17 protein-coding genes and 2 pseudogenes are annotated in these 18782 nt (G+C 69.5%); 13 read left to right on the top strand and 6 right to left on the bottom strand.

Translation table 11 applies throughout. The features are described 5' to 3' along the window. Nucleotides 1-141 precede the first annotated feature (141 nt). The 4 genes from QQK49_RS16345 to QQK49_RS16330 are packed head-to-tail and all read left to right on the top strand — an operon-like array spanning nucleotide 142 to nucleotide 3012. Complete coding sequence (locus tag QQK49_RS16345) at nucleotides 142-528, top strand: FeoA family protein (RefSeq protein ID WP_284304857.1); 387 nt, start codon at nucleotides 142-144, stop codon at nucleotides 526-528. After that, nucleotides 528-1235 (top strand): FeoB small GTPase domain-containing protein, encoded by a 708-nt coding sequence (locus QQK49_RS16340; protein WP_284304855.1) that lies wholly within the window; start codon nucleotides 528-530, stop codon nucleotides 1233-1235. Before QQK49_RS16345 ends, QQK49_RS16340 begins: the two co-directional genes overlap by 1 nt. Then, nucleotides 1190-2458, top strand: coding sequence for a ferrous iron transporter B (locus QQK49_RS16335; RefSeq protein ID WP_284304854.1), 1269 nt, complete (start codon nucleotides 1190-1192; stop codon nucleotides 2456-2458). The genes QQK49_RS16340 and QQK49_RS16335 overlap by 46 nt, the downstream gene beginning before the upstream one ends. Next, nucleotides 2455-3012, top strand: a complete 558-nt coding sequence (locus QQK49_RS16330; protein ID WP_284304853.1) for a NifU family protein — start codon at nucleotides 2455-2457, stop codon at nucleotides 3010-3012. The genes QQK49_RS16335 and QQK49_RS16330 overlap by 4 nt, the downstream gene beginning before the upstream one ends. 9 nt (nucleotides 3013-3021) lie before the next feature. Here QQK49_RS16330 and QQK49_RS16325 read toward each other — a convergent pair whose 3' ends face one another. From QQK49_RS16325 to QQK49_RS16315, 3 genes are read right to left on the bottom strand one after another with little or no spacing between them, the layout of a single operon-like run. Continuing rightward, entirely contained in the window at nucleotides 3022-3855 is an 834-nt protein-coding gene (locus QQK49_RS16325; RefSeq protein WP_284304852.1) for a cytochrome c biogenesis CcdA family protein, read from the bottom strand. After that, nucleotides 3852-4694, bottom strand: coding sequence for a DsbA family protein (locus tag QQK49_RS16320; protein ID WP_284304851.1), 843 nt, complete (start codon nucleotides 4692-4694; stop codon nucleotides 3852-3854). The genes QQK49_RS16325 and QQK49_RS16320 overlap by 4 nt, the downstream gene beginning before the upstream one ends. Next, nucleotides 4691-5284 carry a CBS domain-containing protein gene (locus tag QQK49_RS16315; protein WP_284304850.1) on the bottom strand — a complete coding sequence of 198 codons (594 nt, stop codon included), beginning with the start codon at nucleotides 5282-5284 and terminating at the stop codon, nucleotides 4691-4693. The genes QQK49_RS16320 and QQK49_RS16315 overlap by 4 nt, the downstream gene beginning before the upstream one ends. A gap of 197 nt (nucleotides 5285-5481) precedes the next feature. On the opposite strand from QQK49_RS16315, the gene QQK49_RS16310 reads away from it, so the two are divergent. Next, entirely contained in the window at nucleotides 5482-5784 is a 303-nt protein-coding gene (locus QQK49_RS16310; RefSeq protein ID WP_284304849.1) for a DUF2249 domain-containing protein, read from the top strand. 523 nt (nucleotides 5785-6307) lie between these two features. Here the strand turns inward: QQK49_RS16310 and QQK49_RS16305 are convergent. Both QQK49_RS16305 and QQK49_RS16300 read right to left on the bottom strand, forming a co-directional pair. Then, nucleotides 6308-7666, bottom strand: coding sequence for an MFS transporter (locus tag QQK49_RS16305; protein ID WP_284304848.1), 1359 nt, complete (start codon nucleotides 7664-7666; stop codon nucleotides 6308-6310). 46 nt (nucleotides 7667-7712) lie between these two features. Continuing rightward, nucleotides 7713-9053: an MFS transporter gene (locus QQK49_RS16300; protein WP_284304847.1), complete on the bottom strand. Its 1341-nt coding sequence runs from the start codon at nucleotides 9051-9053 to the stop codon at nucleotides 7713-7715. A gap of 316 nt (nucleotides 9054-9369) precedes the next feature. On the opposite strand from QQK49_RS16300, the gene QQK49_RS16295 reads away from it, so the two are divergent. The 8 genes and pseudogenes from QQK49_RS16295 to QQK49_RS16260 all read left to right on the top strand — a co-directional run bounded on the left by QQK49_RS16295 (nucleotide 9370) and on the right by QQK49_RS16260 (nucleotide 18419). Then, nucleotides 9370-10152 carry a helix-turn-helix transcriptional regulator gene (locus QQK49_RS16295; RefSeq protein WP_284304846.1) on the top strand — a complete coding sequence of 261 codons (783 nt, stop codon included), beginning with the start codon at nucleotides 9370-9372 and terminating at the stop codon, nucleotides 10150-10152. A gap of 125 nt (nucleotides 10153-10277) precedes the next feature. Next, nucleotides 10278-13975: pseudogene (locus QQK49_RS16290) on the top strand (nitrate reductase subunit alpha). A 73-nt stretch (nucleotides 13976-14048) separates the two neighbouring features. Further along, nucleotides 14049-15649, top strand: a pseudogene (narH, locus tag QQK49_RS16285) (nitrate reductase subunit beta). After that, nucleotides 15646-16467, top strand: coding sequence for a nitrate reductase molybdenum cofactor assembly chaperone (gene narJ, locus QQK49_RS16280; RefSeq protein ID WP_284304845.1), 822 nt, complete (start codon nucleotides 15646-15648; stop codon nucleotides 16465-16467). Before narH ends, narJ begins: the two are co-directional and overlap by 4 nt. Nucleotides 16468-16469: 2 nt before the next feature. Next, nucleotides 16470-17243, top strand: coding sequence for a respiratory nitrate reductase subunit gamma (narI, locus tag QQK49_RS16275; protein ID WP_284304844.1), 774 nt, complete (start codon nucleotides 16470-16472; stop codon nucleotides 17241-17243). Nucleotides 17244-17414: 171 nt separating this feature from the next. Then, the gene (locus QQK49_RS16270; protein ID WP_284304843.1) at nucleotides 17415-17666 is read left to right on the top strand and encodes a type II toxin-antitoxin system Phd/YefM family antitoxin; all 252 of its coding nucleotides are present in this window, start codon (nucleotides 17415-17417) and stop codon (nucleotides 17664-17666) included. Then, nucleotides 17663-18061, top strand: coding sequence for a type II toxin-antitoxin system VapC family toxin (locus QQK49_RS16265; RefSeq protein ID WP_284304842.1), 399 nt, complete (start codon nucleotides 17663-17665; stop codon nucleotides 18059-18061). Before QQK49_RS16270 ends, QQK49_RS16265 begins: the two co-directional genes overlap by 4 nt. A 58-nt stretch (nucleotides 18062-18119) precedes the next feature. Then, a complete protein-coding gene (locus QQK49_RS16260; RefSeq protein ID WP_284304841.1) occupies nucleotides 18120-18419 on the top strand; it encodes a hypothetical protein in 300 nt (99 codons plus the stop codon). A 42-nt stretch (nucleotides 18420-18461) separates the two neighbouring features. Here QQK49_RS16260 and QQK49_RS16255 read toward each other — a convergent pair whose 3' ends face one another. Continuing rightward, a complete protein-coding gene (locus tag QQK49_RS16255) occupies nucleotides 18462-18683 on the bottom strand; it encodes a hypothetical protein (protein ID WP_284304840.1) in 222 nt (73 codons plus the stop codon). Nucleotides 18684-18782 lie beyond the last annotated feature (99 nt).

Below are 18782 nucleotides of genomic sequence, written 5' to 3'. Positions count from 1 at the left end.
GACGGTCGGTGGGCCGGAGTGAGGTATCACACGCAGACAGCGCCGCGGCCCCAGGTTAGCCTGGCCTCACCAAGAGGTTCCCTATCGCGACGATCGACCCCGCCTCTCGCGACGGTGTCGGCCGGTGGAGAGAAGTCGCTCATGTCCGAGTCCGCATCGGTGCTCGCGGGTGCAGAGATCCCCGCAGGGTCACGTCCCGGCCCCCTGCACGTCACGCTCGTTCCCGGTGCGTCGGCGCGCGTGGGTCGCCGCATGCGCCGACGACGGGCGAGCGTGGAGGGGACCCTGGCGGCGGTGCCGGCCGGATCCCGCGTCGTCGTCACCGGTGTGGGTGGTGACCTCGAGCCCGCCGCGGCCCGGCGTCTCGTCGATCTGGGCTTCGCGCCCGGCGCCTCCGTCGAGGTGCTGCGCCGTGCCCCACTGGGCGACCCGACGATCTTCCGCGTCGCCGACACCGAGATCGCCCTGCGTCGACGCCATGCCGCGGCGATCCGGGTCGACGTCCGAGCGGGCATCCCGGCCACCTGATGGGCGCCCACCACCACGGAGGCGCCGCTGCGCTCTCCGGAGACCTGCGCGTCGCCCTCGTCGGCAGCCCCAACGCCGGCAAGACGACGCTGTTCAACTCCCTGACCGGCCTCCGCGCCAAGACAGGCAACTACCCGGGCGTCACGGTGGCCAAGTACGAGGGCCTGTGCCGCGTGGAGGGTCGCGACCTCGTCGTCGAAGACCTGCCGGGCACCTACAGCCTCGACCCGATCAGCCCCGACGAGCACGTCGTCACCGACGTCCTCGACCCGGCGCACCACAGCGACACCCCCGACGCGCTGCTGGTCCTCCTCGACGCGACCTCGCTGCGCCGTTCGCTCGGCCTGTTGGCGCAGGTGATGCAGCGCGGTCTGCCCACCGCTGTCGTCCTGTCGTTCACCGACGAACTCCGGCGCCGCGGAGGCTCGCTCGACGTCGAGGCCCTGCAGCGCGCCCTCGGGATCGACGTCCACGTGGTCGTCGGGGGCGTCGAGGGCGTCGGCGAGCTCAAGGCGGCCCTGCCGCAGGCCCGGTCGTGGACGTCGCCTCCGTTCCCGCCGCCGACCGAGGCCGCGGAGCGGACGGCCTGGATCGAGTCGGTGCTGCGCACGGTGCGGTACACGACCCCCGGGTCGACGAACGCACCCGGCGCATCGACGCCGTGCTGCTGCACCCCGTGCTCGGCACGCTGCTGTTCTTCGCCGTGATGTTCACGTTCTTCCAGACGATCTTCACGGTCGCCGCACCGATGCAGGACCTCGTCGAACAGGGATTCGCGGCCCTCGGCGCGCTCGTCGCCGAGCGGGTCTCCAACCCGTGGCTGGCCTCGTTCCTCGGTGACGCGCTCATCGGTGGCCTCGGTGGCGTGATCGTCTTCCTGCCCCAGATCGCGTTGCTGTTCCTGCTGGTCTCGCTCATGGAGTCCGTCGGGTACATGTCGCGCGCGGCGTTCCTCATGGACCGACTCATGGCCGGGGCCGGGCTCGAGGGGCGCGCGTTCGTCGCGCTGCTCTCGAGTGTCGCCTGCGCGATCCCCGGCATCATGGCGACGCGGACGCTGCCCTCGGCCCGCGACCGTCTCGCGACGATGATGGCCGCGCCGCTCATGACCTGTTCGGCCCGGCTGCCCGTGTACGTGCTGCTCATCGGCATGCTCGTCGACCGCGATGCCCGCGTCGGCCCGTTCGGCGCCCAGGGCACCGTGATGTTCGCGCTCTACATCGCCGGCGCCGTCTCGGCCATGACGATGGCGTGGGTGTTCAAACGCCTCGGCGACCGTCGCGGCCCGATCCTGCCGTTCTACATGGAGATGCCGAGCTACCGCTGGCCGAGCTGGCGGTCGGTGGCGCTCGCGGTGTGGGACGCGTGCAAGGCGTTCCTGCGCAAGGTGACGACGATCATCCTCGTCACGACGATCATCCTGTGGCTGCTGCTCAACCTGCCTCTGCGCGGGGACGCGGACCTCGCCGCCGCCGGGGTGGACGTCGGCGACGACATCGCCGTGAGCACCTACGTCATCGACAACTCCTACGCCGCCGACCTCGGCCGCGCGGTCGGTCCCGTCTTCGAGCCGCTCGGGTTCGACTGGCGCATCAACGTCGGCGTGATCGCCTCCCTGTCGGCGCGGGAGGTCTTCGTCGCGACCCTCGGTCAGGTCGCCGCGGCCACCGACCCGGAAGAACCGACGGCGGCCCTGTCGACCATGACCGTGCTCGAGGGCGAGCGGGCCGGCGAGCCCCTGTTCACCCCACCGACGATCGCCGCGCTGCTCGTCTTCTTCCTCTACGCCCTGCAGTGCATGTCGACCGTGGGTGTGCTGCGCCGCGAGACGGGCACGTGGAAGTGGCCGGCCATCGCCTTCACGTACATGTTCGTCCTGGCGTGGTCGATGGCGTTCCTGGCGAGGCACGTCGTGGAGATGGCGCTGTGAGTGAGGCGCAGCCCGTCCCCCTCCACCCCGAGGCGGTCGACGGTGACCCGGCAGCGTTGCGGTGGGTCATCCCTCCCGGGACGCTCGCGGTGCGCGGTGAGATCGTCGCTGCGCCGGGGGAGTTCGGTGATCTGGTCGCGGGCGGCGTCCTCACGGCGGTCGCTGAGGCGGGGGCTCTGCTGGTGCGGCTGGTGCCGTCTGCCGATGACGCGCCGACGTGGGCGTCGATCGGGCCGCGCGTCCGTACGGCGCTCGGCCTGGCCCTGCGTGAACCGGCGGCCTGGCGCAGCAGCGGAGAGCGTGCCCCGATCCACGGGCCGGACGCCGCGCTCGCGGAGGCGACCGAGTCCGTCATCGCCGGTGAGGCCGGTGACTACGTGCGCTCCCACGGCGGGCGCATCGAGCTCGTGGGCGTCGGTGACGGCTGCGTCGACGTGCGGCTGACCGGCGCCTGTGGCCACTGCCCCGCGGCATCGGCCACACTGCACCACCGCGTGGAGACGGCGTTGCGCGCCGCGTACCCCGACCTGGTCGAGGTGCGGCAGATCGCCTGAGACGGCCCCCTACCGCGGCGTCGGGGAAGAAGCCCCAGATCGACGCCGGAGTGCGACCGCCGCCGACACTCCCGCCACCACGAGGATCACCGCGACGATCGCGAGATCGGGGACGGCCCGCCCGACGGTGAGCATCCACTGCTCGACGCGCTGCTGCGCCGGCACGCCGAGGACGCCCTGGACCGCAGCCGTCCCCTCGGTGAGGAGCAGGAGCAGGCCCACCGCCACGAACAGGCCGCCGGAGACGAGGTTGCCCACCGTCGTCGACACCGGGCCCACCTGCACGGGCCGCGGCCGCAGCCACGACCGGGAGCCGAGGTCGAGGCGGGTCCACAGCAGCGCGAGCACGAGGACGGGTGCCACCATCCCCGCGGCGTACACGACGAGGAGCATCGCCCCGTAGAACGGATCGCCGCCGAGGGCCGCCACGGTGAGCACCGAGCCGAGGATCGGCCCCGAGCACACCCCCGCGACGCCGTAGGCGAGGCCGAGGGTGAACACGGCGATCGGGCTCGCGGCGTCGGCGCCACGTGAGCGCCGCGCGAGCCCGGGCAGCGGGATCGCGAGGGCCTGCAGCACGCCGAGCACGATGACGACGACGGCCGCGATCGTCACGAGGGCCGTTCGCTCGGCCACGAGCAGCGCGCCGAGACCGCCCGCGAGTGCACCGATGGGGACCAGGGTCGTCAGCAGGCCGCAGAAGAAGATCAGCGTGCGGCCGATCATCGTCGTCGCGGACGTGAAGGCGTACGCGAAGAACGCGGGCAGCAGCATGGCCGCACACGGGCTGAGCACGGTGGCGATCCCGCCGAACAACGCAGCGGCGTAACCGATCTCGGTCACGAGGCCCGGGCTGCCTGGCGCTCGACCGCCTCCACGAAGACCTCCGTGGGTTGGGCGCCGCTCAACGCCTCCTCACCGATGAGGAACAACGGCACGCTGTTGGGAGCGCCGAGCCGCTGGGCGTCGGCGACGTCGCGACGGATCTGCTCCTCGACGGCCGTTCCGGACATGTCGGCGTCGAACTTCTCCAGATCGGGCACCCCGGCCTTCTGCGCGAACTCGCGCAGCTTGGCCGCGTCGAGAGTCGGGTGGCCGCGTTCGGGGGCCGCCGCGAACACGGCGTCGTAGAACTGCCAGAACCGGCCCTGCTCACCGGCGGCACGCCCGGCCTTGGCCGCGAGGTGCGACTCCTCACCGAAGATCGGCAGGTCGCGGTACTCGATGCGCAGCGTGCCGTCGTCGATGAACCGCTGCAGCTCGGGCTTGGTGCTCCTCGCCCACAGCCCGCAGAACGGGCACCGCCAGTCGGAGAACTCGACGAGGACGACCTTGGCGTCGGGGCGTCCGAGGGCGAACGGGTCGTCCTTCTCGCGTCGTTGGACCGCGGCGATGGCGGCCGCCGCCTCGTCCGACTGCCCCGTCGACGGCGCCGAGGTGGGCGCGGGGCCGGACGGGGAGGCGGTTGGGGTGGCCGCGCCGGTCGTGCCCGTCGTGGGCGCGGAGGTGTCGGGCCCGGCACGCAGCGCCGCGAAGCTCAACGCACCGGCCGCGACGAGCGCGATGACGACGCCGGTGACGATCGGGGCGCGTGAGCGGGCGCGGGCGGCGCCAGTCCCTGTCCGCACCTCGGGGGTGGTGTCGGCGCTGTCTGGTTCGTTCGGGTCGCTCGCGTGGGTCACGCAGCCTCTTCCACCTGCACCCGGCGCACGCCGAGCACGGAGCGGGCGATCGCGACGGCGACGTCCCGCTCACGGGCCGACCCGGTGCCGCCGATGGTGACGACGCCGTGCGTGACGCGGATGCTCCACGCCTGCTGGCCGTAGTCGGCGAACGCGGCGACGAGGTCGTCGCGCAGGTCGTCGTCGCTGCGCCAGAAGGCACGGATGATGTCGCTGCGGCTGACGATGCCGATGAGCTTCTCGCCGCGCACGACGGGGAGGCTCTTGATGGAGGTGGAGACGAACACGTCGACGAGGTCGGCGACATCGGCGCCCTCGGTCGTCGTGTGCGGCTCCTTGGTCATGATGTCGGTGATGTGCGGCGGGATGGGCTCGCTCTCGGGCAGCGGCATCACGCGGGCGCGACCGTCGGGCTGGACGGCGCGACGCAGCACGTCGATCTCGCTGATCACGCCGACGAGGTGCTCGGCGTCGTCCACGACCGGCAGAAGAGTGATGCGCCTGCCGGCCAGCAGCTCGATCGCGTCGTCGAGGGCGGCGTCGGCGTGGATGCTGACGGCGGGGGCGGTCATGATCTCGCGCACGAGCATGGGGACTCCTCAAGGCTGGACGGTCGTGGGCCTGCGCCTTCGGCGGGGCGCCGGACCCGGTGACGTCAGTCTTTCATCCCGACCCCGCCCGATAGGCTGAGGCGCAGGATCGCGTCACCGATGCGAGGTGAACGCGGCGCCCGAGGCGGCGGCGAGGTGCGGCCGTCCGGGCCCGAGAACCGAAGGAGCAGCAGGTCATGAGCGGGGCATGTGGCACGGGTGAACAGGGCGGCGGCTGCGGCGGTGGAGGGTGCGGCGGCGGCTGCGGAGGGCCATACGTCCCCGAGCTCGACGCCCGCGAGCTGGACCCGATGATCCGTCAGTCGGCCATCTTCGGAGTCCTCATGGGGCTCCCGTCGGAAGGGTCCGTGCGCGTGGTCGTCAACACCGACCCCTCCGGCATCGCGCAGTTGCTCGAGCAGCGGCTGCCCGGTGAGTACTCGGCCGAGGTCGACGAGGTCTCCGAGGACGAGTACCGCGTGCTGTTCGCGCGTGCGTGATCTATCACCTTTCGCGTGACCCCTCCTATGGTCGAGCGCCATGTACGACTTCGGATGGTGCGGCTTCATCCCCAGGTGTGATGTGCCGCCTGGGCCCCGGCCCCTAATGTCGTGAGTGCGGTGGCAGGCCGCACCAAAGACAGCTCGGGTCTCAGCCGGTTGTCGACGGGGGAACGCGCCGGGCGTGAAATCAGGGGTCACGCCCGGCAGCGTCCCTCTTTTTGTGCCCGAAACCGGTTGGCGCAGGCGCTCCGCCCCGACCCGGTCGTCGCGCCTCCACCTCATCCACCGCCTCCGGAAACGCCGAACGCCGGGGTGGGAGACCGCATCTCCCACCCCGGCGCTCGTTGGCGCTGGTCTTCTCGCCCTGTCGTCAGCTCGGCGTGTTGGTAGCGCCGGCTTCCTCGGGGCTCCGGGCCTCGCTGGCGCTCGTGTCCTCGCCCTGTCGTCAGCTCGGCGTGTTGGTAGCGCCGGCTTCCTCGGGGCTCCGGGCCTCGCTGGCGCTCGTGTCCTCGCCCTGTCGTCAGCTCGGCTTCGGAGCACCCTTCCGGGCGTACCTCATCCACGTGATGACGATGCACATGAGCGCGAAGACGATACCGATGGCGTAGAAGATCACCGGACCGAAGGTCGTCACGCCGATACCGAAGAAGAACGGACCGAACGCGGCGATGGCCGCCGTCCACCCGATGACGCCACCGGCCTGACGCTTCTCGAAGATCATCGGCATCTGCTTGAACGTGCTCGCGTTGCCGATCCCGGAGAACAGGAAGATCGCGAGCATGCCCCAGAGGAACTGGTTGAAGCCCGCGTCGAGAGCCGCCGCGGAACTCGTGTCCGGGGTGAGCGCCGGAATCGTGTACGCGATCGAGAACACGAGGCCGATACCGGAGATGAGGGTCCAGATCGCACCACCCATCCGGTCGGTCAGCGGAGAGAAGGCGAACCGCGCGACGGCACCGACGAGCGGGCCGAGGAAGACGAACTGGACGACGTCCGGCACCTGGTAGCCCTGCACGAGCATCTGCGCCCCGGAGCCGGCGCCCTGGACGATCTCGGGGTTGCCGATGCCGTACAGGTTGGCCATGAGCAGACCGAACTGCGCCGACAGACCGGAGAACGTACCGAAGGTCATGATGTACAGCAGCGTCATGTACCAGGTGTCGATGTTGCCGAAGATGTCGAACTGCTGCCTGACGTTGGCCTTGATCGGCACCGACTTCAACGTCGTCCACGCCAGGACCGCTCCGATGAGCATGAGCGGGATCCAGACGAAGGCCGCGTTCTGGTACCAGACCGTGGTGGGCTGCTGGCCCGGCATCGTCATCTGCTGGCTACCGCCGAACACCGCCAGGGCGCCCATCGCGATGAAGTACGGCGTGAGCAACTGCACGAGTGAGACGCCGAGGTTACCGATGCCCGCCTGCAGGCCGAGGGCGGTGCCCTGCTTGCTCTTGGGGAAGAAGTACGAGGTGCTCGGCATGAATCCCGAGAAGGCGCCACCACCGATACCGGCGAGGAAGGCCAGCACCATGAGCTCCCAGTACGGGGCCGTCGGCGACTGCACCCGCACACCCCAGCCGAGGGTGGAGGCGATGAGCAGCAACGTGGTGAGCGTGACCATCTTGCGCGTGCCCATCATGGGCGGCAGGACCATCCAGATGATCCGCAGCAGACCGGCGGCGAGACCGGGCATGGCCGCCATCCAATAGAGCTGATCCTTGGTGAAGGAATAGCCGAGCGCGTTGAGCTTGGGGATGATCGCGCTGGGAAGGAACCAGGCGATGAACGCCAGGGTCAGACAGAAGGTCGTCACCCACAGGGTGCGCCAGGCCAGCTTGGAGTCCCAGGTCTCGGCGTTCTCGGGATCCCAGGACGTCAACCATTCCGATGAACGCGTGGTGCCCTCGGAGGGGGCGGGGCGGTGCTCATGCCGGTGCTCCAGTCGTGTAGAGGGTGCTGTCGTCGATGTCACGAGCCATTTCGGGAGACTGCTTTTCGTGCATGCGAAGGATCGTCACGTGCATCCAGACCGCGCAGATCGCGACGAGGATGAAGAGCACGAAGAACGTGCTCGTCGGGAATCCGGACCATGCCTTGCTGTAGGCGAACATCGGCGGCAGGAAGAACCCGCCGAGCCCGCCGAGCATCCCGACCAGACCGCCGACCGAGCCGACGTTGTCGGGGTAGTACTCGGGGATGTGCTTGTAGACCGCGGCCTTGCCGATGCCCATGGCGCAACCCAGGATGAAGATGAGGATGACGACGGGCACGAGGCCGATCGAGTACCCGAGGTGCTGGGTCTGGCTGCCGTCGGCGTGGGCGATGACGATGTGCCCGTTGGGCATCATGAGGATGCCGGTCGAGACGAGCATGAGCCCGAACGTGAGGTACATGATCCTGCGAGCACCCCAGCGGTCCGACATCCAGCCGCCGACCGGGCGAAGGAGCGAGGCCGGGAAGATGAACGTGGCCGTGAGCAGACCGGCAGCGGCGAGGTCGACACCGAAGTTGTCGGCGTAGTACCCGGGCAGCGTGGAGGAGAGGGCGACGTAGGCGCCGAACACGGCCACGTAGTAGAGGCTGAAGCGCCAGACCCGCGCCTCGCGCAGCGGGACGAGCATCTCGCGCAGCGGCTTGCCGTGGCCCGGCGTGCGGTCCTGGTGGGGGACGACGAACCACGTGGCGAGCGCGAGCGCGATGAGCAGGAACGCGTAGAGGACGGGGATGAGGCGCCATCCGCCCTGGACGATGCCGAAGTATGTGGCGCCTGTGGTGGCGGCGATGAACGCCGGGCCGATGAGCTTGGTGACGGACGCGCCGACGTTGCCCGCTCCGAAGACGCCGAGGGCGAAGCCCTGACGGTTGCGGGTGAACCAGGCGGAGTTCCAGGCCGTTCCAACGGTGAACGAGTTGCCGGCGAAGCCGACGAGGAAGGCGAGGAACAGGAGCATCGCGTAGCTCTGTGCCTGGGAGACGAGGAACGCCGGGACCGCGCTGGCGAGCAGCAGGAAGGTCATGACCTTGCGGCCACCGATGCGGTCGGTGATGATGCCGGCCGGCAACCTCCACATCGACCCGTTGAGGATCGCGGCCGCGAGGATCCAGCTGTACTGAGCCTCAGTGAGGTTCAGCTCGGTGCGGATCGGCTTCTGCAGGATGCCGAACATCATCCACACCGCGAACATCGCGGTGAAGCCGATCGTCGACATCCACATCACCCGGTGGGCGCCGGGTGCCTGGGCGGGAGCGGTTGCGGTCGTTTCCACGGGTGGGCGGGTGGAATCCGGTGGGCTGGTCGTCATCGGGTCCTCTGCTGGTGAGCACGGGTCTGAGCAGGCAAACTCTCGATCGGAGAGTTTATGTCAGAGACTCTCCTGTGAAATCTAGTCGGTCGCGCCGGTCTTCTCCGTAGGGAACAAGGTCCTTCCTCGCGCAGGTGGCCACCGGTGATGTCGGGGCGGTGGGGGCATGATGCCCGTGCCCCCTCTTCAGCAGAGGGTAAAGGGTTTCGAGGCGGAAACCCGGTGTATAAGAACCGGATCGACGGTTCGTGGAGGGAGGCCCGCAATGAGGATCGCGGCGGTGAACGGCTACAGCGGTGGCGACGGGACGGTCGGACGGCCGGATGTCGGGTCCTCTCACGCCTCGACGATCTCCCCTGACCCGCCGGCGATGTCGGTCGCGGAGTCGTTGCGCCGCGTCGCCGGGTTGACTCCCGCGCAGCGCTCGGTCCTCACCCGTCTCGGGTCGGCCGGTGAGCCGGTGACCGCGGCGCAGCTCGCCGGGGACGCGGGCATCAGGTCCAGCTCCATCCGTGAGACCCTCGACGCTCTGCTGGCGGCGGGGCTCGTGCGTCGGGAGCGCCTGCCCGTCTCGGGCCCCGGACGTCCCTCGTTCGGGTACTCCTCCGTCGTTCCCACCGACGTCGAGGGTCCGCTGCGGATGTTCCTCGACGTCCTCGGTGCCACGGTCTCGGTCCTGCGGGACACCCACCCGACCCCGGCCGCCGCGGCCCGTCAGATCGGGGTCGCGTGGGCGGATCGCATGGTGGGTGAGGCGATCCCGGACCACCGGGTCCACTCGGCGCGCGCGTACGCGCACCTGCGGCTCGCCGATCACATGGACAAGATCGCCTTCTTCTTCTCCGCCCTCGGCTTCGGCGCCGCGGTGTCGGAGGACCGGCGGGAGATCGAGTGCCGGGCGTGTCCGTTCATGCGCGCCGGGCAGGTCGACGGATTGATGTGCGAGGTGCACCGGGGGATGGCGGCCCGCGTCGTCGAGACGACCTCCCGGGGCCGAGCCACCGCGCGGCTCGAGCCGTGGGCCACGCAGTCGAGCTGCCACATGGTGCTCAGCGAAAAATGATCGCCCGACGGGATCGCCCACCCACCAGCATTTGGCGGGGGATCTCCGGTATAAATGACACGACGCCCCCTGGATGAAGGAGTCAGCCGTTGAGCACCACCTCCGGAACCCGCCCGACCGCCGGAATGGACGGCTCGGCCACCGACGCCCTCCTGAGGATGGGACGGCGCTTCACCAAGAAGTCCACCAACGTCGCGGACGACCTCCGCACGGTCACCATCGAGGGTGGTCGCGACGCCGACACCTTCTACCGTGACCGCTGGAGCCACGACAAGGTGGTGCGCTCCACCCACGGCGTCAACTGCACGGGCTCCTGCTCGTGGAAGGTGTACGTCAAGGACGGCATCATCACGTGGGAGGCCCAGCAGACCGACTACCCGACCGTCGGTCCGGACCGCCCCGAGTACGAGCCCCGCGGCTGCCCCCGCGGCGCCGCCTTCTCCTGGTACACCTACAGCCCCACGCGCGTGCGCTACCCGTACGCGCGAGGCGTGCTGGTCGAGATGTTCCGCGAGGCCAAGGCGCAGTTCGACGACGACCCGGTGCGGGCGTGGGCCTCGATCGTGGAGGACCCCGAGAAGGCGCGCCGGTACAAGCAGGCCCGCGGCAAGGGTGGCCTCGTGCGCGTGACGTGGGAGGAGGCCGTCGAGATCGCCTCGGCCGCCCACGTGCACACGATCAAGGCGTACGGTCCCGACCGTCTCGCGGGCTTCTCGGTCATCCCGGCCATGTCGATGGCCTCCTATGCGGCCGGTGCCCGGTTCTACTCCCTGCTCGGCGGCACCATGCTGAGCTTCTACGACTGGTACGCCGACCTCCCGCCGGCCTCCCCCAGATGTTCGGCGACCAGACCGACGTGCCCGAATCCGCCGACTGGTGGGACGCCGCGTACCTGATGATGTGGGGCTCCAACGTCCCCGTCACCCGTACTCCGGACGCGCACTTCATGACCGAGGTCCGCTACCGCGGCACCAAGGTCGTCGCCGTCGCCCCCGACTATGCGGACAACGTCAAGTTCGCCGACGAGTGGGTCCCCGCGGCGCCGGGCACCGACGCGGCGCTGGCCATCGCCATGGGCCACGTCATCCTCAAGGAGTTCTTCGTCGAGAAGAACACCCCGGAGTTCTCCTCCTACGTCGCCACCTACACCGACCTGCCGTTCCTCGTGCGCCTCGAGACGCGTGAGATCGACGGGCGCGAGGTGCTCGTCCCGGGCAAGTTCCTCATGGCCTCCGACCTCGGTGACACCAGCGAGAACGCCGACTTCAAGCCGATGCTGCTCGACGGGGCCGACGACCCCAACGGCGTGCCGGTCGTGCCGGGCGGCTCGCTCGGTCACCGGTTCGGCGAGGAGGGCAAGGGCAAGTGGAACCTCGACCTCGGTGACATCCGTCCGCTGCTGACCACCGCCGGAGACGGCGCCGGCGGCACGGAGGTCGCGCTGCCGCGGTTCGACACCCTCGACGGCACCGCCGCCACGATGATCCGTGGCGTGCCCACGCGCGAGATCGAGGGCCAGTTGGTCTGCACCGTCTTCGACCTGCTGCTGGCCCAGTACGGCGTCGCCCGCGAGGGACTGCCGGGTCAGTGGCCGGCCGGCTACGAGGACCCCGACGGTGTCGGCACGCCGGAGTGGCAGGAGACCTTCACCGGTGTCCCGGCCGCGCAGTGCATCCGCATCGCTCGCGAGTTCGCCGGCACCGCACGGGATTCCGGCGGACGCTGCATGATCATCATGGGCGCGGGCACCAACCACTGGTTCCACTCCGACACCATCTACCGCACGTTCCTCACCCTCACGACCCTCACCGGGTGCCAGGGCAAGAACGGTGGCGGCTGGGCCCACTACGTCGGTCAGGAGAAGGTGCGTCCGCACACCGGCTTCAGCCAGATGGCGTTCGCCCTGGACTGGCAGCGCCCGCCGCGCCAGAACATCTCGGCGGCGTTCTTCTACCTGCACACCGGCCAGTGGCGCTACGACTCCCACGGCGCCGACGCCATCGCCGCCGCGACCGGCACCGGGATGTGGAAGGGCAAGTCGCCCGCCGACCTGCTCGCCGCCTCCGCCCGCATGGGGTGGATGCCGAGCTTCCCCACCCTCGCCGGCAACATCCTCGACCACTGCGACGCCGCCAAGGCCGAGGGGATGGCGCCCAAGGACTACATCGTCCGCGAACTCACCAGCGGGCGACTCAAGTTCGTCGCGGAGGACCCCGACGGCGAGCACAACCACCCCAAGGTGCTCACGGTGTGGCGCTCCAACCTCATGGGCTCGAGCTCCAAGGGCAACGAGTACTTCAACAAGATCCTGCTGGGCACCGACCACTCACTGCGGGCCGAGCCGGCCGGGGAGGGGCACCGCGGCAGCGAGGTCACCTGGAACCCGGACCTGCCCGAGGGCAAGCTCGACCTGCTCATGTGCCTGGACTTCCGGATGACGAGCACGACGCTGTTCTCCGACCTCGTCTTCCCGGCCGCGACCTGGTACGAGAAGTACGACCTGTCCAGCACCGACATGCACCCCTACGTGCACTCCTTCAACCCGGCGATCAACCCGCCGTGGCAGGCCAAGAGCGACTACGTGACGTTCAAGCTCATGGCCGAGAAGGTGAGCGAGCTCGCCGCGACGCACCTGGGCACCCGCACCGACCTGGTGCTCGCGCCGCTGCAGCACGACACACCCGACGCCATGGCCTACCCGCGCGGCGTGGCCAAGGACTGGCGTGCCGGGGAGTGCGACCCCGTCCCGGGCAAGACGATGCCCAAGATGGTCGAGGTCGAACGCGACTACACGACGGTGGCCCAGAAGTGGGGCGCCATCGGACCGCTCGCGAGCAAGCTCGGCATGGTCACCAAGGGCGTCACCTACGACCCGACGCCCGAGGTCGAGATGCTGCGCGGCCGCAACGGCAAGGTCCGGGGCGGCATCGCCGACGGCCAGCCGGCCCTGACCGAGGACCGGCACATGTGCGAGGCCATCCTCGCGTTCTCCGGCACGACCAACGGCCGCCTCGCCACCGAGGGGTGGAAGCAGTACGAGGAGCGCACCGGCATGAAGCTGGCCGACCTCTCCGCCGACGAGGCCGGCAAGCGCATCACGTTCACCGACACGCAGGTGGCGCCGCAGTCGGTCATCACCTCACCCGAATGGTCGGGCAGCGAGCACGGTGGCCGCCGGTACAGCCCGTTCGTCGTCAACGTCGAGCGGCTCAAGCCGTGGCACACGGTCACCGGCCGGCAGCAGTTCTACATCGACCACGACTGGTTGAGCGAGTCCGGGGAGGCGCTGCCGGTGTTCCGGCCGCCGCTCAACATGCACCTGCTCTACGGCGAGCCCGAACTCGGGCAGCCCGACGCCGAGGGGCTGGGCCTCACGGTCCGCTACCTCACCCCGCACAACAAGTGGTCGATCCACTCCGAGTACCAGGACAACCTGCTCATGCTCAGCCTGGCCCGCGGCGGGCAGGCCATCTGGATGAGCACGGTCGACGCCGACAAGCTCGGCATCAAGGACAACGACTGGATCGAGGCCGTCAACCGCAACGGTGTCATCGCGGCGCGGGCCATCGTCTCCACGCGCATGCCGCAGGGCACGGTCTACATGCACCACGCCCAGGACCGCACGATCAACGTGCCGATCGCCGAGGCGAGCGGCAAGCGCGGCGGCATCCACAACTCGGCCACGCGAATCCTGTTCAAGCCCAGCCACGTCGCCGGTGGGTACGGACAGATCTCGTGGGCGTTCAACACCTACGGCCCGACGGGTAACCAGCGCGACGAGGTCACCGTCATCCGCCGCCGCAGCCAGGAGGTCACCTACTGATGGCATCCATGCCCGCGGCGTCCCCCGCCGCGACCCCGAGCCGCCCGACCCGCGCCCAGCAAGGAGCGATCTGATGCGCGTCATGGCCCAGATGGCGATGGTGATGAACCTCGACAAGTGCATCGGGTGTCACACCTGTTCGGTCACGTGCAAGCAGGCATGGACCAACCGTTCCGGCACCGAGTACATCTGGTGGAACAACGTCGAGACCCGCCCCGGCCTCGGGTACCCCCGCACGTACGAGGACCAGGAGCGCTGGAAGGGTGGCTGGGTCCTCACCAAGAGCGGCCGGCTCAAGCTGCGCGCCGGTGGCCGCGTGAAGAAGCTGCTGCAGATCTTCGCCAACCCGATCCTGCCGGGCATGGACGACTACTACGAGCCGTGGACGTACGACTACGACACGCTCATCAGCGCCCCCTGCAGGAGCACACGCCGGTCGCCCGCCCGTACTCGCTCATCACGGGCAAACCCATGAACATCGAGTGGTCGGCCAACTGGGACGACAACCTCGGCGGCAACTCCGAACTGCTCGAGCGCGACGTGATCCTGCGCAAGGTGCAGGAGGACGTCAAGATGGAGTTCGAGCGCACGTACATGTTCTACGTGCCGCGCATCTGCGAACACTGCCTCAACCCGAGCTGCGCGGCCTCCTGCCCGAGCGGTGCGATCTACAAGCGCGAGGAGGACGGCATCGTCCTCGTCGACCAGGACGCGTGCCGCGGCTGGCGGCAGTGCATCACCGGCTGCCCGTACAAGAAGGTCTACTTCAACCACCGCACCGGCAAGGCCGAGAAGTGCACGTTCTGCTTCCCGCGCATCGAGGTCGGCATCCCGACCGTGTGCTCGGAGACGTGCGTGGGCCGGCTGCGCTACATCGGCCTGGTGCTCTACGACGCCGACAAGGTGCTGGAGGCCGCCACCGAGCCCGACGAGAAGCGGCTCTACCAGGCGCAGCGTGAGTGCTTCCTCGACCCGCACGACCCCGTCGTCATCGAGGAGGCGCGTCGCGCCGGCATCGCGGAGGACTGGATCGCGGGCGCGCAGAAGTCCCCGGTGTGGCGCCTCATCCACGACTACGAGGTCGCGCTGCCGCTGCACCCGGAGTACCGCACCATGCCGATGGTCTGGTACATCCCGCCGCTGTCGCCGATCGTCGACGAGGTCACCCGCAGCGCGGGCCCGGCCACCGACGTGGAGTCGCACGACGTCCTGTTCAGCGCCATCGACACGCTGCGCATCCCGAGTGCGTACCTGGCGGAGCTGTTCACCGCGGGCGACGTCACCATCGTCGAGAACGTGCTCAAGAAGCTCGCGGCGATGCGCTCGTACATGCGCGACATCAACCTGGGCCGCGACCCGAAGGCCGAGATCCCGGCGTCGGTGGGCATGACCGAGGAGGCGATGTACGACATGTACCGCCTGCTCGCGATCGCGAAGTACGACGAGCGCTACGTCATCCCGAGCGCCCACGTCGAGGACGCCCACCGCCTCGAGGAGCTCGCCACCGACTGCGCGGTCTCCGAGTACGGCGGGGGAGACTCCCCGTTCGGGGCCGACTCCGGTCGGGGTGGTCCGGTGCCGGTGGCCATCCAAAGCCGCAACGAGATCGCCAAGCGGATGTCTGCCGATCGCATGGGCGATCCTTCGGACCGTTCGGAGGGGCTGACGCAGTGAAGCTCTCCCTGCCCCTGTTGCGCCGCAAGCCCGCCCCGGCCATCGCGGCGCCGACCCACCCGGAGGAGCGCGACCCCGAGACGGGCACGCCGTGGGAGCCGTCGGTGCCCGCCGGTCTGTCGGGGCACATGCCCGACACCGCTGTGCCCCGCAGCGCGACGGTGCTCGAACGTTCCCGGGGTGTGCGGGTCACCGAGGCGGATCGCGTGATCTACCAGGCGGCCTCGCTGCTGCTGGACTACCCCGACGACCAACTCCTCGCGGACCTCCCGGTGATCCGGGCCGCCATCGAGGAGGGTGCGTCGGGTCCGGCGGCGCGGCATCTGCTCGCCGTCGTCGAGTACCTCGAGCAGGTACCACTGCAGGCGGCGCAGTTCTCCTACGTCGAGACGTTCGACCTGCGCCGTCGCTGCTGCCTCCACCTGACCTACTACGCCTACGGCGACACGCGGCGTCGCGGCATGGCCCTGCTCGACATCAAGCAGGCCTATCAGCGCTGCGGTGCGACCCTCGCCGAGGACGAGCTGCCCGACCACCTGTGCGTCGCGCTCGACTTCGCGGCCAGTGTCGACGGTGCCGTCGGCCGCACCCTCCTGCTCGACCACCGGCCGGGTCTGGAGTTGCTGCGGATCTCCCTGACCGACCGGCAGTCGCCGTACGCGCACGCCATCGAGGCCGTGACCTGCACCCTGCCGGCGTTGGCCGGGCAGGACCGCGACACGGTGCGTTCTCTCATCGCCTCCGGGCCCCCCGACGAGCAGGTCGGGATGGAGGCGTTCGTCTCTGGTAGTCACGCCGCGAGTGGAGCGAGGGTCTGATCATGGATGTCCTGTTGTGGCAGGTGCTGCCGTACGTGTGTATCGCGACGTTCGTCGTGGGCCACTGGTGGCGCTACAAGTACGACAAGTTCGGGTGGACCACCCGCAGCTCGCAGATGTACGAGAGCAAGCTGCTGCAGATCGGCAGCCCGCTCTTCCACTTCGGCATCCTCGTGGTGCTCGCCGGGCACGTGATGGGCCTGGTCATCCCCAAGCGGTGGACCGAGGCCGTCGGCATCACCCAGGAGATGTACCACGTCATGGCGGTGGCGCTGGGCGCCATCGCAGGGTTCTGCACCATCGTCGGCATGATCATCCTGATCTACCGCCGCCGCATGACCCCGGCCGTGTTCTCGGCGACGACCGCCAACGACAAGATCATGTACGTCTTCCTCGCCGCGGCGATCCTCACGGGTCTGGCCAACACGGTGCTGGGCAACGTCGTGTCGCACTACGACTACCGCGAGGGCGTCTCGATCTGGTTCCGGGAGTTGTTCTACCTGAGCCCCAACCCCGACCACATGACGGCGGCGCCGCTGACGTTCCAGATGCACACGCTGCTCGTGTTCCTCCTGTTCGCGCTGTGGCCGTTCACCCGCCTGGTGCACGTGTTCAGCGCGCCGCTGAGCTACATGTGGCGCCCCTACGTCGTGTACCGCTCGCGTCTGGGCTCACGCCTCGGTGCGAGTGAGTCCCGCCGGGGCTGGGAGCGCAGCGAACTCAAGCGGTCCGCCGCCGACCACGCGGCCGGCTCGCACAGCGCCTCCCGACGCTGAGCCGAAATTCACGAACTCACCCCCACGAACGCCGAGACCGCCGCCTATAGGCGGCGGTCTCGGCGTTCATGGGGGGCGTCGGGGGATACGCGAGGTCACCCCCGACTCGTCCGACGATGATCCCGGGACGGGGTATAGCACTTGTGCTACGCGGGCCGTATGGTGGGGTTCATGAGCAGGACCGTAGGACTGAGAGAGCTTCGGCAGGACGCCTCCGAGCTCGTGCGCCGGGTCGAGATGGGCGAAGAGTTCGTCGTCACGGTGGCCGGGCGAGCGAGCGCGCGCCTCGTGCCGGCCAGGCCGTCCCAGTGGGGCCGTTGGTCCGACCTGGAGGAGCTGTTCCGGGGGCCTGCGGACTCTGCGTGGGCGCAGGATCGTGATCTGGTCGACGACGAGCTGCGTGACCCGTGGGGGCGGCCGTGACCGAGCCGCCCGTCGAGCGGGCGATCCTCGACACCAGCGTGCTGATCGGACCCGCCGTCACCCCTGTGCCCGGCATCGTGGCGATCAGCGCCGCGAGCCTGGCCGAGTTGCACTTCGGCGTCCTGGTCGCGAAGGACGACGCCACGCGCGCCGAACGTCTGCGGCGTCTCAGCGTGCTGCAGCGCCGCTTCGACGCCCTGCCGATCGACGACGCCGTCGCCGCGAGCTACGGCCGACTCGCCTCCGCGGTGGTCGCCACCGGACGGCAACCTCGACGACGCACCATGGATCTCCTGATCGCGGCCACCGCCCACGCGCACGGCGCGACGTTGTACACGCGGAACCCGGACGACTTCGCGGGTCTCGAGTCCGTGGTCCCGGTCATCGGAGTCTGAGACACCTGTAGCAGAAAGCGCACCGCACGCGTCGGCCGTCGCCCGACATACTGGATCGATGCAGGATCGCGATTCGACGCTGCCGGTGCTCCGGGTGTTCCCCGACTACATGGCCGACCCCGTCTGGAACGAGGAGGGGGCCATGGTCGACACCGGTCACCTGCCCATCTCGAACGGCCTCCGCATCGACCTGCGGACGTGGCGCCAGGAGTGGGAGGACCTGCTCGGCGTCGCCGTGAGCCGGTACTCGATCGTCGACGAGACCGCGCATCAGGAGTGGCAGGCACGCGGACGCGGGCTGACGAAACGGCTCCAGGACCAGCTGGCCGGCCGCGCCACCGTGATCTACGAACCGTGAACCGACCCGCTCGAACAGGTGCGATGCCACGTGTGGTGGCGGTCAGCGTCCGCGGTTGCGCGGGTGGTTCCGCGCCTGACGTTCGTTGCCCCGGCGATAGTTGCCGGTCAGCCTGGCCATGAGCTCTTGAGGGTCCTCCCGCTCGACGTCGTCGAGGAAGGCCGCCGCGCGACGCCCCCGCAGGGTCGTCACCGGCCGGCCGTGGTGGCTGATGACGACGTCCGCACCACGCACGACGTACGCGAATCCCTCCGGGGCAGGCATGCCGGAAGGCTAGCGCCCCACCCTTGCGGATCGGACGACGTGATCGATGTGCCCGGCATGACGTGGGTCGTTGTGGTCGACATGGTGTCTCTCCCAGCT

The organism is Mobilicoccus caccae (genome assembly GCF_030161635.1).
Classification (GTDB): domain Bacteria; phylum Actinomycetota; class Actinomycetes; order Actinomycetales; family Dermatophilaceae; genus Mobilicoccus; species Mobilicoccus caccae.
The sequence above is the reverse complement of the archived record's forward strand: the minus strand, read 5'-3'. Positions and strand labels throughout refer to the sequence as shown.

Excerpts from the sequence above, each read along its gene's own strand:
- narI (WP_284304844.1), top strand. The coding sequence starts at position 16,470 with ATGGATGTCCTGTTGTGGCAGGTGCTGCCGTACGTGTGTATCGCGACG.
- QQK49_RS16260 (WP_284304841.1), top strand. The coding sequence starts at position 18,120 with ATGCAGGATCGCGATTCGACGCTGCCGGTGCTCCGGGTGTTCCCCGAC.
- QQK49_RS16255 (WP_284304840.1), bottom strand. The coding sequence starts at position 18,683 with ATGCCTGCCCCGGAGGGATTCGCGTACGTCGTGCGTGGTGCGGACGTC.
- QQK49_RS16315 (WP_284304850.1), bottom strand. The coding sequence starts at position 5,284 with ATGCTCGTGCGCGAGATCATGACCGCCCCCGCCGTCAGCATCCACGCC.
- QQK49_RS16310 (WP_284304849.1), top strand. The coding sequence starts at position 5,482 with ATGAGCGGGGCATGTGGCACGGGTGAACAGGGCGGCGGCTGCGGCGGT.
- QQK49_RS16270 (WP_284304843.1), top strand. The coding sequence starts at position 17,415 with ATGAGCAGGACCGTAGGACTGAGAGAGCTTCGGCAGGACGCCTCCGAG.
- QQK49_RS16340 (WP_284304855.1), top strand. The coding sequence starts at position 528 with ATGGGCGCCCACCACCACGGAGGCGCCGCTGCGCTCTCCGGAGACCTG.
- QQK49_RS16345 (WP_284304857.1), top strand. The coding sequence starts at position 142 with ATGTCCGAGTCCGCATCGGTGCTCGCGGGTGCAGAGATCCCCGCAGGG.